This is a genomic window from Actinoplanes sp. CA-051413 (assembly GCF_050955795.1).
In the GTDB taxonomy this organism is placed as follows: Bacteria; Actinomycetota; Actinomycetes; order Mycobacteriales; family Micromonosporaceae; genus Actinoplanes.
Genome location: NZ_CP192100.1, coordinates 2,061,232 through 2,074,425, shown reverse-complemented (window position 1 = coordinate 2,074,425; position 13,194 = coordinate 2,061,232). Strand labels below are relative to the sequence as shown.

At 72.5% G+C, this 13,194-nt stretch carries 13 protein-coding genes and 1 pseudogene; 4 read left to right on the top strand and 10 right to left on the bottom strand.

The window, feature by feature from the left end; translation table 11 throughout:
• Positions 1 to 48: 48 nt before the first annotated feature.
• Together ACQP2Y_RS09935 and ACQP2Y_RS09930 are read right to left on the bottom strand one after the other, a co-directional pair.
• Positions 49 to 1,584, bottom strand: a complete 1,536-nt coding sequence (locus ACQP2Y_RS09935) for a glycosyltransferase (RefSeq protein WP_433726592.1) — start codon at positions 1,582 to 1,584, stop codon at positions 49 to 51.
• Positions 1,584 to 1,748: a hypothetical protein gene (locus tag ACQP2Y_RS09930; RefSeq protein WP_360834204.1), complete on the bottom strand. Its 165-nt coding sequence runs from the start codon at positions 1,746 to 1,748 to the stop codon at positions 1,584 to 1,586. Before ACQP2Y_RS09930 ends, ACQP2Y_RS09935 begins: the two co-directional genes overlap by 1 nt.
• A gap of 243 nt (positions 1,749 to 1,991) precedes the next feature.
• Between ACQP2Y_RS09930 and ACQP2Y_RS09925 the strand changes: the two genes are divergently transcribed.
• Positions 1,992 to 3,014, top strand: a complete 1,023-nt coding sequence (locus tag ACQP2Y_RS09925; RefSeq protein WP_433726590.1) for a hypothetical protein — start codon at positions 1,992 to 1,994, stop codon at positions 3,012 to 3,014.
• 172 nt (positions 3,015 to 3,186) lie between these two features.
• Here the strand turns inward: ACQP2Y_RS09925 and ACQP2Y_RS09920 are convergent, their stop codons facing one another.
• Genes ACQP2Y_RS09920 through ACQP2Y_RS09910 form a run of 3 tightly spaced genes read right to left on the bottom strand, consistent with a single transcriptional unit; the run spans position 3,187 to position 5,597 of the window.
• Complete coding sequence (locus tag ACQP2Y_RS09920; protein ID WP_433726588.1) at positions 3,187 to 4,374, bottom strand: MFS transporter; 1,188 nt, start codon at positions 4,372 to 4,374, stop codon at positions 3,187 to 3,189.
• Between the two features lie 52 nt (positions 4,375 to 4,426).
• A complete protein-coding gene (locus ACQP2Y_RS09915) occupies positions 4,427 to 4,900 on the bottom strand; it encodes a hypothetical protein (protein ID WP_433726586.1) in 474 nt (157 codons plus the stop codon).
• Positions 4,890 to 5,597, bottom strand: coding sequence for a TetR/AcrR family transcriptional regulator (locus ACQP2Y_RS09910; RefSeq protein WP_433726584.1), 708 nt, complete (start codon positions 5,595 to 5,597; stop codon positions 4,890 to 4,892). The genes ACQP2Y_RS09915 and ACQP2Y_RS09910 overlap by 11 nt, the downstream gene beginning before the upstream one ends.
• A gap of 89 nt (positions 5,598 to 5,686) precedes the next feature.
• On the opposite strand from ACQP2Y_RS09910, the pseudogene ACQP2Y_RS09905 reads away from it, so the two are divergent.
• Positions 5,687 to 6,229: pseudogene (locus tag ACQP2Y_RS09905) on the top strand (DUF2306 domain-containing protein); the annotation flags it as partial.
• 75 nt (positions 6,230 to 6,304) lie between these two features.
• On the opposite strand, the gene ACQP2Y_RS09900 reads toward ACQP2Y_RS09905, so the two are convergent.
• Complete coding sequence (locus ACQP2Y_RS09900) at positions 6,305 to 7,801, bottom strand: MFS transporter (protein ID WP_433726582.1); 1,497 nt, start codon at positions 7,799 to 7,801, stop codon at positions 6,305 to 6,307.
• 43 nt (positions 7,802 to 7,844) lie between these two features.
• Positions 7,845 to 8,327, bottom strand: a complete 483-nt coding sequence (locus ACQP2Y_RS09895; protein ID WP_433726580.1) for a MarR family winged helix-turn-helix transcriptional regulator — start codon at positions 8,325 to 8,327, stop codon at positions 7,845 to 7,847.
• Positions 8,328 to 8,534: 207 nt separating this feature from the next.
• On the opposite strand from ACQP2Y_RS09895, the gene ACQP2Y_RS09890 reads away from it, so the two are divergent.
• Entirely contained in the window at positions 8,535 to 9,752 is a 1,218-nt protein-coding gene (locus ACQP2Y_RS09890; protein ID WP_433726578.1) for an exonuclease domain-containing protein, read from the top strand.
• 44 nt (positions 9,753 to 9,796) lie between these two features.
• Here ACQP2Y_RS09890 and ACQP2Y_RS09885 read toward each other — a convergent pair whose 3' ends face one another.
• The 3 genes from ACQP2Y_RS09885 to metF form a co-directional block, all read right to left on the bottom strand.
• Positions 9,797 to 10,240, bottom strand: a complete 444-nt coding sequence (locus ACQP2Y_RS09885) for an HNH endonuclease (RefSeq protein WP_433726576.1) — start codon at positions 10,238 to 10,240, stop codon at positions 9,797 to 9,799.
• A gap of 241 nt (positions 10,241 to 10,481) precedes the next feature.
• Positions 10,482 to 11,150: a CDP-alcohol phosphatidyltransferase family protein gene (locus ACQP2Y_RS09880; protein ID WP_433726574.1), complete on the bottom strand. Its 669-nt coding sequence runs from the start codon at positions 11,148 to 11,150 to the stop codon at positions 10,482 to 10,484.
• The gene (gene metF / locus ACQP2Y_RS09875) at positions 11,147 to 12,061 is read right to left on the bottom strand and encodes a methylenetetrahydrofolate reductase [NAD(P)H] (protein ID WP_433726572.1); all 915 of its coding nucleotides are present in this window, start codon (positions 12,059 to 12,061) and stop codon (positions 11,147 to 11,149) included. Before metF ends, ACQP2Y_RS09880 begins: the two co-directional genes overlap by 4 nt.
• Positions 12,062 to 12,113: 52 nt before the next feature.
• Between metF and ACQP2Y_RS09870 the strand changes: the two genes are divergently transcribed.
• Complete coding sequence (locus tag ACQP2Y_RS09870; protein ID WP_433726570.1) at positions 12,114 to 13,181, top strand: polyprenyl synthetase family protein; 1,068 nt, start codon at positions 12,114 to 12,116, stop codon at positions 13,179 to 13,181.
• Positions 13,182 to 13,194 lie beyond the last annotated feature (13 nt).

The window sequence follows — 13,194 nt, the reverse complement described above, 5'->3', positions numbered from 1 at the left end:
GCGGCGCCGGACCCGCCCACCGGGCCCGGCGCCGCTCGGTGCAGGCGGTCAGGCCGCCGGCACGGGCTCGCGCGCCTCGGGCTCGGCTCCTTCCGCCACAGGGGTGGCTGTGTTGTGCTTCAGCGCCAGGTAGAAGCACAGGATCGCCGGGACCGCGATCAGCAGGACCGGCAGCGCACTGCCGGTCAGATAGATCGACACGGCCATCAGCAGGACCCCGAAGATGATCTCCGCGCGGTTGGCCACCAGGGCCTGGCGCAGGGTGATCCGCTGGTCCTCCTTGGGGGTCACCACGAACACCGACTTGCCGAACGCCGAGGTCACCGAGGCCCGGAAGCTGATGAACAGCATCGAGCCGTACAGCAGGACCGTGTGCAGCAGATACCAGGCCAGGCGCAGCTTCGGCATGGCGCGGAAGTGGAAGATCACGTCGTTGAGCATCGGCGCCAGCAGGAACAAGGCCGTCGGGGCGAGCATCCACAGCGGATATTCGATGCGGTAGCCGAGCACCGGCAGCACCACCACGTGGATCGCCACGTAGATCGAGAACACCGCGGTCAGCGGCAGGTTGTAGGTGAACAGCACGATGTCGAGCTTCTCGAACCAGCTCATCCGCGAGCGCAGGATCACCGCGGTGTAGCGCTTGATGAACTCCATGTTGCCCTGGGTCCACTTCGAGTGGCGCTTCTTGAAAGCCAGGTAGTCGACCGGATACTCCTCCTCGCACACCACGTCGGGCGCGAAGACGGTGAAGTAGCCGACGTCCCGCGCGGCGATCGAGAAGCACAGGTCCTCGGCCACCACGTGCGGGAAGCCACCCGCCGCGGTGTAGCACTCGCGGCTGACCATCGCGCCGTGCCCGAGCAGCGACAGGAAGCCGTGCCGGTCCTTGACCGTCTGGTACGCGATCCAGTGCGAGTCCACGCCGATCGAGAACATCCGCATGAACGCGTTGCGGTTGCGGGTGGCGATGTGGTTGGCCTGCACGATGCCCGCGTTCGGGTACGCCGCGAAGTAGTCCAGGCTGCGCCCGATGTAGCCGGGCGGGATGATCTCGTCGCTGTCCAGGATGACGAAGTAGTCGTACTCCGCCGTACCCAGGTAGTTGTTGAGATTGCCGGCCTTGAAGCCGGCGCGGTCCGCCCGCCGCACCACCCGCACGCCGTGCTCGGCGCCGAAGGCGTCGACCTGGGCCAGGTATTCCGGTTTGGACGAGTCGTCCAGGATGACCACGTCGAAGTTGCCGTAGTCCTGGCGCATGCTGCGCAGCAGGCTGTCGGCGGAGAAGTCGTTGCAGGTGCAGTAGACGAGCACGACCCGTGGCTGGGCGGCCGACGCCCGGCGCGGCACCGGCCGCGACCGCCGGGCCGAGACCAGGTGGTAGTACAGCGTGTAGACGACGTCCTTGGTGCCGTTGAGCCAGAAGTACGCGATGAAGACGGTGCTCGCCACGACCAGCGTGACGATCGGCCAGCCGGCCCGGGTGGCCGCGTCGAGCTGGTCGAGCGAGGTCTCCAGCAGCGCCGCGAGCAACACCGACCATCCGCCCAGAATGATCAGGTAGAGCCGGGGGGACTTGGTCATCAGGAGCCGTCCCGTCGCCGCTTGAGCCGGTCGCTGAGGGCCAGGACCGCGCCGATGCCGACGAACAGCGCGCCGCCGACCGTCACCGCCGTCAGGCTCGCGGTCTGCCCGAGAATGGTGATCCCGCTGCCGGTGAGCGCCAATGACGCCGAGTTGTCGTACATGATTGTTCCTCCCCTGGAAGTGACTGCCGGGCTCCACCTTGGACGGGCGATATTAATGGCGGGTAAAACGGTTCGTTCGCCCGCGTTTCACGCCGGGGGCGGGCCCGCATTGTTTCCCCTGGATGAACTCTGTCAATATTTGACGGCTCGGCCGCCGGGGCAGGTCAGCGGGGTATTGTGGGGACCACGGAAACGCTGTGTCCATACCGGAGAAATGGCGGCATGACATTTAAGCTGGCCCATGTGTTGACCCTCACACTGGCGGTGCTGCCGCTCACGGCGTGCGGGTCGGACGGCGACCGGCCGGCGCGCGCCTGCCCGATCGGCAGCTCGGCCGCGCTGACGCCGTATCCCGGTCCGGCCGGCTGGATCCAGGGCGCCACCTGGTCACCGACCGCCGACGTGAGCGGTGATCTGCGGCGGATGCGCGACGAGCACGCCATCGACACGGTGAACGTCTACGGCCTGGAGACGTGGAGCAGGTCCCGCCTCGACGAGTTCTTCACCGCGTTGACCACGTTGGCGATGCGGGCGGTCGTCCGGCTGGAGGCGTACGACCCGGGGAAGTTCGCGTTCCGCCCCGAGGACGCGGCCGAGGTGCTCGACAGGCATCGTGAGCTGCTCGACTACGTACGGGACAAGCCGGTGGCCTACCTGGCGCTGAACATGCCGGTGGACGACCCGCGGGTGCAGGCCCGGCTGGGCGGGGTCAACTCGGAGCTGTCCGCGCGCCGCCAGGTCGCGTACGCGAAGGAGCTGGTCGCCCTGGTCCGGCCGCACGCCGGCCCGGCACCCGTTTTCGTCGGCCTGTTCTACGGCTGGGACGGGTCGTACCGCATCCCGTCCTATCGCGACAGCGGCGCCGACGGGTACGTGCTGACCAGCTACAGCTATCCGGGCGGCCGGGTGCCGCCGGCCGGCAGCAGCGCGGAGGAGCTGATCGACGCGCCGCGGCTGCGATCGGCGGCGGACCGGGCGGTGGCCGCTCAGCCGGGCGCGCCGATCGTCGTCGAATACGGATTCCAGACCCTGGCCGCGCACGACTCGATGCCGGATCAGACCGCGGGATTAGTGGCCGACGTCACGGTTAAACGCGCGGCACTGCGCGCGACCACGCATTTCTATTGCTCGCGATACCCGGCCGTCATCGGCACGACGTATTTCGGCTACAACGTTTTCAAGGCGGAGGGAAATCCGCCGCGAACTCTCGACTACGGGCTGACGACGCCGCCAGGAAAGCCACGGCCCACCCCGGGCGGTCGATGACCATCGGAGCGGGCAGGAGCACGCCACCGCCGCCGGTCCCGGTGCCCGCAGCCGGCGGGGACGGCGGGGTCGCGGTGGGGGTCGGCGTGCTGTCGCCAGTGGCGCTGTCCGTCGGCTCGGTCGGCACGTCGTCGGGCGGCGAGGGCGAGGAACGGCGGGAGGCAAAGGCCGGTTACCTGCCAGTGTTGGGCACAGTTGCCCCGGCCGGCTGCCCGTGCCACGAACGGCGGGCGACGGCTGCCGCCGCGCCCAGGCAGAAGGCGGCGCCGGCCAGCAGGACCGGTCGGGCTCCCAAGTGGACCGCGGCCGCGCCCAGCGGAGTGGCCAGGGCGATCGGGCCGAACATCAGCGTGTTCGCCGTCGCCGCGACCCGGCCCAGCAGCTCGGGCGGGGTGTGGGTCTGCACGGCCGTGACCGCCGCGACCAGCGTCCAGGGCAGACCGATGCCGCCGATCACCCCGCCGACCAGCAGCGCCGGCCACCACGGCAGGCAGCGTGCCGCGAGGCCCACCGCGAACAGCGCCGTCCCGGCCACGCCGACGACCGTCACGCCCCCGCGGGTGATCAGCCGGCCGACGATCAGGCCACCCACGACGGAACCGGCGCCCTGCGCGCTGAGCAGCAGACCGAGGAAGGTCGCGGGCAGGGCCAGGTCGACCGTCACGACCTCGTACTGGGCGGCGGTGGCGAATCCCGACATGGCGATCGAGACGGCGGCCAGCGTGACAGTCTCCCGCAGCAGGGGGTGCCCGGCCAGTACGGCGAGACCGGCGCGCAGTCCTGACGGGACCTTCGTGCTGGTCGCCGGGGCAGCGGTCAGGCGCAGCGCGGCGTAGAGGACTGCCACGACCACCGGCAGCGCCGCGCTGAGGACGGCGACGGCCGCGCCGCCGTGCCAGGCGTAGAGGCCCGCGCCGGCCAGCGGGGCGACGAGCTTCATGCCTTCCTGGGCGCTGGACCGCCAGCCGTTGACCTCGCCGAGCGCGCCGGCCGGGAGCGCCACCGGCAGCAGGGCCGACTCGCCCGCGTCGAGCAGGACGTAGCTGATCCCGTACGTGAGGGAGACGGCGTAGAGCAGCCAGCTGCCGGCCGGGGTGTGCACCGTCAGCAGGCTCAACAGGGATGCGGCCAGCACGAGATTGGTGGCGATCAGCAACGGGCGGCGGGGCACCCGGTCGAGCAGGCCGCCCAGCCACGGCCCGGCCAGCACCGGCGCGTAGACGCAGAGGCCGGTCAGGGCCGCCCGGCTCGCCGAGCCGGTCAGGTCCAGCATCCAGATGCCCGCCACCAGGGACATCGCGGTGCTGCCGAAGCCGGACAGCAGCGAGATCGCCACGAAGAGCACGACGTTGCGACGCATGCCACCCATCCTCGACAGGTGAGTCCTTCCGACTCAATGCCTGTGGGAGTTGTCAATGATCTGTTGACAACGCTTGGTGCAGGGCCGCCGCGGCGAGCCGGACGTGGCCGGGCAGGGGCGCCGCGGCGAGGTCCTCGTCGGCCTGGGCGGCGAGCGCGTAGAGGCCGCCCGGTGGTGCGTCCAGCGCCGTCCGCACGGTCGCCCGGACCAGGGCGGCGCGCGGGAACCGGGTGGTCCAGCGGCGGTCGGTGGCGATGCCGCGGTGGAGGTCGTCGACCGCCGCGCGGAGGGTGACGATGCTGTGGGCGTACCGGAGGTCCTGCTCGTGGCGCCGCGACCGCGCGGCCGCGACCAGCCGTTGCCGGCGCTGCTCGGCCGCCTGGCGGCTGGTCAGGCCCAGCGCCGCGGCGACCTGGCTCCAGGTGGCGCCGGCCTGGCGGGCCCGGTCGATCAGCTCGAGCTCACGCTCGTCCAGGGCCGCCCGGGCCGCCCCGATCTCGGCGAGGTGCCCGAGCTCAGCCTCCACCGCGCGTCACCATGACGTCGATGCCGTCGAGGACGCGGGTCAGCCCGAACGTGAAGGACGGCTCCGGATCACCGTCGCCGGCCGCGAAGATGCCGGCCGCCGAGGCCGCGGCCAGGGCGGGCATCCGTTCCGGGGTGACGAAATGGGCGATGAGCCGGCCGTACTCCGCCTGGTCGCCCGGCCCGCGCTGAAGCAGGACAGCCCCGATCGCGGCCTCGCCGCGGACGAAGTGCAGCACCGTCATCAGCAGCTCGAACCGGTCGGCCGGGCTCAGCGCGGTGTCGTCCAGGGCGGACAGACCCCGGTCCAGCCAGGCGAGCTGACCCGGGTCCAGCGGCGGCCGCCCCGCGGTGACCTGCAGGATCCACGGGTGGGCGTAGTAGACCCCGCGCAGCGCCCGGGCCCAGGTCTCCAGCGCCGCCCGCCAGCCGGTGGCGGGCAGGTCGGGCGGCGGACCCGGGGCGGCGTCGGTCATGAAGGCCAACAGCTCGTCCTTGTTGGACACGTGCCGGTAGAGCGACATCGGCGCGCTGCCGAGCCGCTCGGCCAGCCGGGCCATGGACAGGGCCGCGATGCCGTCGGCATCGGCGAGCGCGATGCCGGCCGCGACGATCCGGTCGCGGCTCAGCCCCCGGCCGCCCGGCCGGTCCGGCTCACCCCAGAGGACGCGCAGCGTACGCGGGATCTCGGTCGTCACGGTGGCCATCCTACGAGCGCCCCTTCCGGAGCTGGTGCGTATGCCATACGCTACATGCGTACGGCATACGCAACCGGAGGGGGACGGCGATGAGGGCACAACCGAAATGGTGGCGACGACCGTGGGTCTTTCCACTGGGGGCGGTGGTGGCGCTGTTCCTGGCTTTTTCGCTGCCGCCGTACCTCAGCCTCGACCCGGACCGCTCCCGCGTCCCCCAGCCGGAGGCCCTCGGCGTCGCGCACTACTGGACGCTGGTGCCGCACGTGCTGTTCGGCAGCATCGCGCTGGCCACGGCGGTCCTGCAGATCTGGCCCTGGCTGCGCGCCCGGCACCCGGTCTGGCACCGGCGGCTCGGCCGGCTCTACGTCTTCGGCGGCGTGCTGCCCGCCGGCGTGACCGCGCTGGTGGTGGGCGCGTTCACGCCGTTCGGGCCGGCGACCCGGGCGAGCAACCTGCTGCTGGCCGTGCTGTGGCTCGCCTGCACCCTGACCGGCTGGCGGATGGCCCGGCAGCACCGCTTCGCCGAGCACCGGCGCTGGATGATCCGCAGCTTCGCGCTGACCGCGTCCATCATCACCAACCGGATCTGGGGTGCGATCGCCGTGATCACGCTCTCCCCGCAGCTCGACACGACGTTCCACGGTGACGAGGTGCTGTTCGGCTGGGTCGTGTCCGCGATAGCCGCGTGGCTCGGGTGGACGCTGCCGCTACTGGCGGCAGAGTGGTGGCTCGAGCGCGACCGGACCCGCCGCCGCCGCGTCCGCGACCGCCGGCTCCCCGACCGGCCTGCTGCTGTCGTCGACGAGCCCGCCGCCGTCGCCAACCGGTGAGGGGCCGCGGCGGAGCACGACAGCCCCGATGAGCAGCGCGCCGAGGGAGAATCCGGCCGCCGTCAGGAAGGCGCGGCTGTAACCGTCGCGCAGCGCCGCGACCTCGGCCGCGCCTGCGGCCAGGCTCGCATCGCTGACCCGGGCCGCCACCACCGCCAGCACCGCCAGGCCCAGCGCGGCCCCGGCCTGCTGGGCCGTGTTGGTCAGGCCGGACACCAGCCCGGTCTCACCCGGGCCGGCACCGGACATCGCCAGCATGATGATCGCCGGGATGACCACGCCGATGCCCAGACCCATGATGATCAGGGCCGGCAGGACGTCGGTCAGGTACCGCGGCTCGACCGGCACCCGGACCAGCAGCAACAGGCCCGCGGCCAGCACACCCAGCCCGGTCAGCAGCACCGGCCGGGCCCCCAGCCGGGCCGTCACCCGGGGTGCCACGAAGAGCGAGATCAGGCCGATGACGATCGGGGTCGGCAGGAACGCCAGGCCGGTCCCGATCGCGTCCAGGCCGAGCACCCGCTGCAGGAACAGGGCGTTGACGAACTGGAAGCCCATGCCGGTGGCGAAGATCAGCACCACCGCGGCACCGGTGCCCAGCAGCCAGCGGCGGCGCAGGACGGGCAGCGGGGCGAGCGGGCGGCGGGCGTACCGCTGGCGGAGCAGGAAGGCGGCGACCAGGAGGACGGCCGTCACGCCGTACCAGAAGACACCGTCCACGATGGCGTAGACGCCCAGCGACAGTCCCGCGGTGATCAGGACCGCCCCGCTCACGTCCATCCCGTCGCCCAGCCCGAGGCCCGCCTCGCGGGGCAGCACCCGGAGCGCGCCGACCAGGACCGCCACGCCGATCGGCACGTTGACCAGGAAGATCCACGGCCAGCCGGCGGCCTCGGTCAGCAGGCCGCCCGCCACGAAGCCGAAGGCGGCCCCGCCGGCCTGGGTGAAGCTGTAGACGCCGATCGCCCGGGCCTGCGGGCCCGGCTCCGGATAGAGCCGCACGATCAGGCTGAAGATCACCGCCGAGGCGAGGGCACCACCGACGCCCTGCACGAACCGGCCCGCCACCAGCAGCCCGGCCGTGCCGGCCAGACCGCAGAGCAGGCTCGCGGCGGTGAAGACACCCAGTCCGGCGAGGAAGACCCGGCGGGCCCCGAGCAGGTCGCCGAGGCGCCCGGCGAGCAACAGGAAACCGGCGAAGCCGATCAGGTAGCCGTTGACGACCCAGGCCACCCCGGCGGGCGAGAAGCCGAGATCCAGCTGGATGGCGGGCACGGCGACGGCCACGATCGTGCTGTCCAGCACGATCATCAGCGACATCGCGCAGAGCACGGCGAGCGCCGGGCCACGACGGGGGTACGCGGAAGCAACCATGGTGCGACCGTAGCAGATAGTCCGCTAGCAGACTATCCAGATGTCACCTACCTGCCGACTGCCTGGCCCGTCGCACCGGCTTGGGTCCCGGCTCCAGACCACCCTCGACCAACTGCCGCAGCGCCGCGACGAAAGCCTCGCGGGCCGGCTCCGGCAGCGCCCCCAGCGCTTCGGCGTGCACCTGGTCGACGATCCGCTGACCCTGCTCGGCGGCGGCCCGGCCGGCCTCGGTGACCGCGACGATCCGGGCCCGCCGGTCGGTCGCCGACGGGCGGCGCTCGGCCAGCCCGAGCCGCTCCAGGTCGTCCACGGTGCTGACCATGGTCGTCTTGTCCAGGTCGGCCAGGGCAGCGAGCTGGATCTGGGTGCGCTCCTCCTCGAGGGCGTGCACCAGGACGCACTGCATGCGCGGCGTGAGATCGACGGCGGCCAGCGCGGCGGCGAGCCGGTTGGACAGGGCGTGACCAGCCATGTTGAGCAGGCCGGTGACATCGCGCTCGGTGCGCTCGGGGGCTGCGGACGACATGACCGAAGCGTAACGCGCGATCATCCCGTACCGGATGATTGCTTTTCCGGACGACTTCCCGGCTCAGCGTGTCGTCTTCTTCTCGGCGGGCACCGGCCGAGAAGACCCCCCACGCAGCGGAGTCCCCTGCCTGCGGTGCGTTGTTAGCGTCATGGCCCGAGCCGGACGGCACGGGGCAATCAGGACTAACAGCGCGTAGGAGCAGCCATGTATGCGGTCATCGATGTGGAGACCACCGGGCTGCGCGCGAGCTGGCACGACCGGATCATCGAGATCGCCGTCGTCCACCTGGACGAGCAGGGCCGGGTGCAGGACGAATGGTGCAGCCTGCTCAACCCCGACCGTGATCTGGGGCCGCAGTACATCCACGGCATCTCCGCCGCCGAGGCCGGCCGGGCCCCGGGCTTCGCGCAGCTCGCCGGAGTGATCGCCGGCCGGCTGCGGGGACGCACACTGGTCGCCCACAACCTGGCCTTCGACGCGCTGTTCCTGGCCGCCGAGTTCCGCCGCCTCGGCCACACCGTGCCGATCGACGCCCGGTACGGCCTGTGCACGATGCAGCTCGCCCCGCACTTCCTGCCCAGCGCCGGCCGCAGCCTCCTCGACTGCCGCCGCGCCGCGGGCATGCCCACCCACCAGGCACACTCCGCGCTGCACGACGCCCACGCCGCGGCCGACCTGCTCGCCCACTACCTGACCATCACCGGTGCCCCGCCGCCGTGGTCCCCGACCCTCGCCGGCGCCCGGTCACTGCCGTGGCCCGCGCTGCCCGTCACGACGGCTGCCGCCGTGCCGCGCCGCTCCCCCGGCGTACGGGATCCGCACTTCCTCACCCGCCTCGCCGACCGCCTCCCCCGCCAGCAGGAGCCCCGGGCGGACGCGTATTTGGACCTGCTCGACCAGGCGCTGCTCGACCGGCACATCTCCAACACCGAGGCGGACGGCCTGATCGCTGTCGCCGAGTCCCTCGGGCTCGGGCAGGCCGACGTCCGGTGCCTGCACAAGCGGTATCTGACCGGGCTCGCGACCGTGGCGCTGGCCGACGGCGTCCTGACCCCGGCCGAGCGGCACGACCTGGCGGGGGTCGCCGCCCTCGTCGGGCTGCCCCCGACCGCGGTGGACAAGGCCCTGGCCGACGCCGCGCGGACCACGGCCGGCGCGGACCGGCAGTTCTGGCAGCTGCGGCGCGGTGACCTGGTGGTCTTCACCGGGACCATGGAACCCGCCCGCGAGCAATGGCAGGCCGAGGCCGAAGCAGCCGGCCTGGTGGTCGGCGACGCCGTGAACAAGCGGACCCAGCTGCTGGTCGCGGCCGACCCCGACTCGATGTCCGGCAAAGCCAAGAAGGCCCGCCAGTACGGCATCCCGGTCGTGCACCCGGTGGCCTACCGCGCGATGGTGGAAGCACTGCTGCTGCCGGCCTGATGGACGACCGACGGACCCCCGTGTGAACCCGCCGGCCGTCGTCATCAGTGCGCGGTCAGTGCCGCCCAGCCGGGCGCCGTGGGCACCCAGCGCAGCGGCATCCGCGCTTCCGCCGGCGTACGGTCGCCCTTGCGCTGGTTGCAGCGCCCGCAGGCCGCGACGGTGTTGAGCCAGGTGTTGCCGCCGCCCCGCGAGCGCGGCAGGACATGGTCGATGGTGGACGCGGCGCCGCCGCAGTACGCGCAGCGCCGGCCGTCGCGGGTCAGCACGCCGCCGCGGGACCAGCCCGGGCCGCGGCCGTGCCGCCAGCGCGTCACCACGTAGCTGACCAGGCGGACGACGGTCGGGATCGGGAAGACACCCATCCGGGCGTCCGGCTGCGCCTCCTGCACGACCGCCACCTCACGGCACAGCATGCGGATGGCGTGCCGGACGCTGACCCGGTGCAGTGGCCCGAAATCGGCGTTGAGTACGAGGACCACACTCATCGCGGGTCACCTCCCTGTGTCTCTGGCGCTGGCCGGCTCGGCACGAAAAAGCCGTCCGTCCCGGGACACAGGGACGAACGGCGGCCGGCCGGCGCGGGCGCGCGTCAACCGGGGCCGTCAGCCCTGCTCTCGTGCCGGAAGGCAGTCACGTGTATCTCCCTTTGGCCCCGGTGATCCGGGACACGTCGTTGCTGAGAAAGGTAGGGGGCGGCGCCATCGTGGACAACCGAATAAAGATCCGTCAGGCGGACAGTTCGCGGCGTACCGCGATGACGAGCTGGGCCAGCCCGATCGCGCCCAGGGCCAGCCATCCGATCGCCGCGACCAGCACGACCGTCGTCTCCCAGCCGGGGTGGACCAGGCCGGCGACCCCGCCGACGAGCAGCCCGCTGATGGCCACCGAGACCCGGGTCGGGCGCTCCCCCAGCGTCACGATGCCCAGGCCGTCCATGCCGCCGGCCGCGGCGCGCGCCCGCACGTACTCGTGCAGCCAGCTCACCGCCGCGCCGGCCGCCGCCAGCCAGCCCGGCACGCCGGCCACCCAGAACGCGGCCAGCCAGGCCAGCTCACCCAGCCGGTCGGCGACCGAGTCGTAGACGAAACCCAGCCGGCTGGTCCGGCCGGTCACCACGGCGACCGCGCCGTCGAACGCGTCCGCGAAACCCGCGAGCAGCACCAGCAGAGCGCCGAGCAGCAGACCGGAACGGCCGAGCAGGGCGGCGAACGGCACCGCGAGGCAGAGCAACAGCCCGCAGGCGGTGACGGTGGACGGGCTGACCCGCCACCGGCCCAGCAGGCTGCCGCCGCGGTAGGCCAGCCGGATCCAGCCGCGCACGACCGGTGCGGCGGACTCGGGGTCGAAGCCGCCGTGCAGCCTGGACCAGGCTGCCGCGTACTCCTGCCAGGTCAAGCCGGGACGTTGGCGGCCAGGTGTTGCCACACCTCACGGGTCGCCGTGGATCGGTTCATGGTGATGAAGTGGATGCCCGGCACGCCCTCGTCGAGCAGCCGCTGGCACATCTCGCTGCACAGGTCGATGCCGAGCGCGCGCACCGCCGCGTCGTCGTCGGCGACCCGCTCGAAGCGGGCCAGCAACGCCGGCGGGAACGGCGCACCGGAGAGCTGCGCGGCGCGGGCGATCGTCGCCATCCGCAGCACGGGCATCACCCCGGGCACGATGGGCGTGTCACAGCCGGCCGCGGCGACCCGGTCACGCAGCCGCAAATATTCGTCGGCCTCGAAGAACATCTGCGTGATGGCGAAGTCGGCGCCGGCCCGGCACTTGCTGATGAAGTTGCGGGTGTCGGCCTCGATGTCGGCCGAGCGGGGGTGCTTGTAAGGGAACGCGGCGACGCCGACGCTGAAGTCACCGGCCTCGCGCAACAGCCGCACGAGATCCTCGGCGTAGAGCACGCCGTCGGGGTGGCGCACCCACTCGCCCATCGGGTCACCGGGCGGGTCACCCCGGACGGCGAGCACGTTGCGGATGCCGGCCCCGGCGAGCCGCCCGATGACGTTGCGCAGCTCGGCGACGGAGTGGTTGACCGCGGTGAGGTGGGCCATGGGCAGCAGCGTCGTCTCGGTGGCGACGCGCTCGGTCACCGCGACGGTGGTGTCCCGGGTGCTACCGCCGGCGCCGTACGTGATCGAGACGAAGTCGGGCCGCAGCGTCTCCAGCTCACGGATGGTCTGCCAGAGCAGCTGCTCACCCTCGCGCGACTTGGGCGGCATGAACTCGAACGAGAAGGTGGGACCCGGACGACGGATGAGCTCCCCGATCGCCGGAGACGTCGGGAGCCGCGAAGGAAGTCCGAGAGACACACCGCAGACTCTACCGGCTGGCGGACCCGGCCAGACCCGCTAGGTTGGCCCCGTGACGTCCCCGCTAGAACGCGCCGGCCTGCGGCCCCGCGTCGACAAGGCCCTGGCCGCGTTCCTCACCACCCAGCGGTCCCGGCTGCTCGCCATCGACGGGGTGCTGGCCGACCTGGCCGACGCCCTCGACGACTTCGTGCTGCTCGGCGGCAAGCGGCTGCGGCCGGCGTTCGCCTACTGGGGCTACCGCGGTGCCGGCGGGGCCGACTCCGAGCAGGTCGTCGCGGCGGTCGCGGCGCTCGAGCTGGTGCAGGCCAGCGCTCTGATCCACGACGACCTGATGGACCGCTCCGACACCCGCCGCGGCGAGCCGTCGATCCACCGGCGGTTCGCGGCCCGGCACGCCGCGGCCGGCTGGCGCGGAGCCGGCGACAGCTTCGGCGACAGTGCGGCGGTGCTGCTCGGCGACATGGCGCTCGTCTGGTCGGACGAGCTGCTGCACACCTCCGGCATCGAACCGGCCGACCTGGCCCGGGCCCGCCCGGTCTTCGACGAGATGCGCACCGAGGTGACCGCCGGGCAGTACCTCGACGTTCTGACGGTGGTGACCGGCGACACGTCGACGGAGCGGGCCAGCAAGGTGGCCCGGTACAAATCGGCGAAATACACGGTCGAACGGCCGCTGCTGCTCGGCGCGGCCCTGGCCGGTGCGCCGGAGTCACTGATGCGGGCCTACTCGGGCTACGGACTGCCGCTGGGCGAGGCGTTCCAGCTGCGCGACGACGTACTCGGGGTGTTCGGCGACCCGGCGCAGACCGGCAAACCGGCCGGCGACGACCTGCGCGAGGGGAAGCGGACGTATCTGGTGGCGGCCGCGCATGCCGCGCTCGGCCAGCAGGAGCGGGCCGAGCTGGAGGCCCGGCTGGGCGATCCGGCGCTGGACGACGCGGGGGTGGAGCGGCTGCGGGCGCTCATCCGCGACAGCGGGGCGCTGGCGCGGACCGAGGAGCGGATCACGGCGCTGACGACTGCGGCACTGGCGGAGCTGGCCGCGGCGGAGGTCGAGGCGGAGGCGCGGGGGGTGCTGCTCGAGCTCGCCGACGCGGCCACCCGGCGAGCCGTCTGAGCCCGATCCAGAT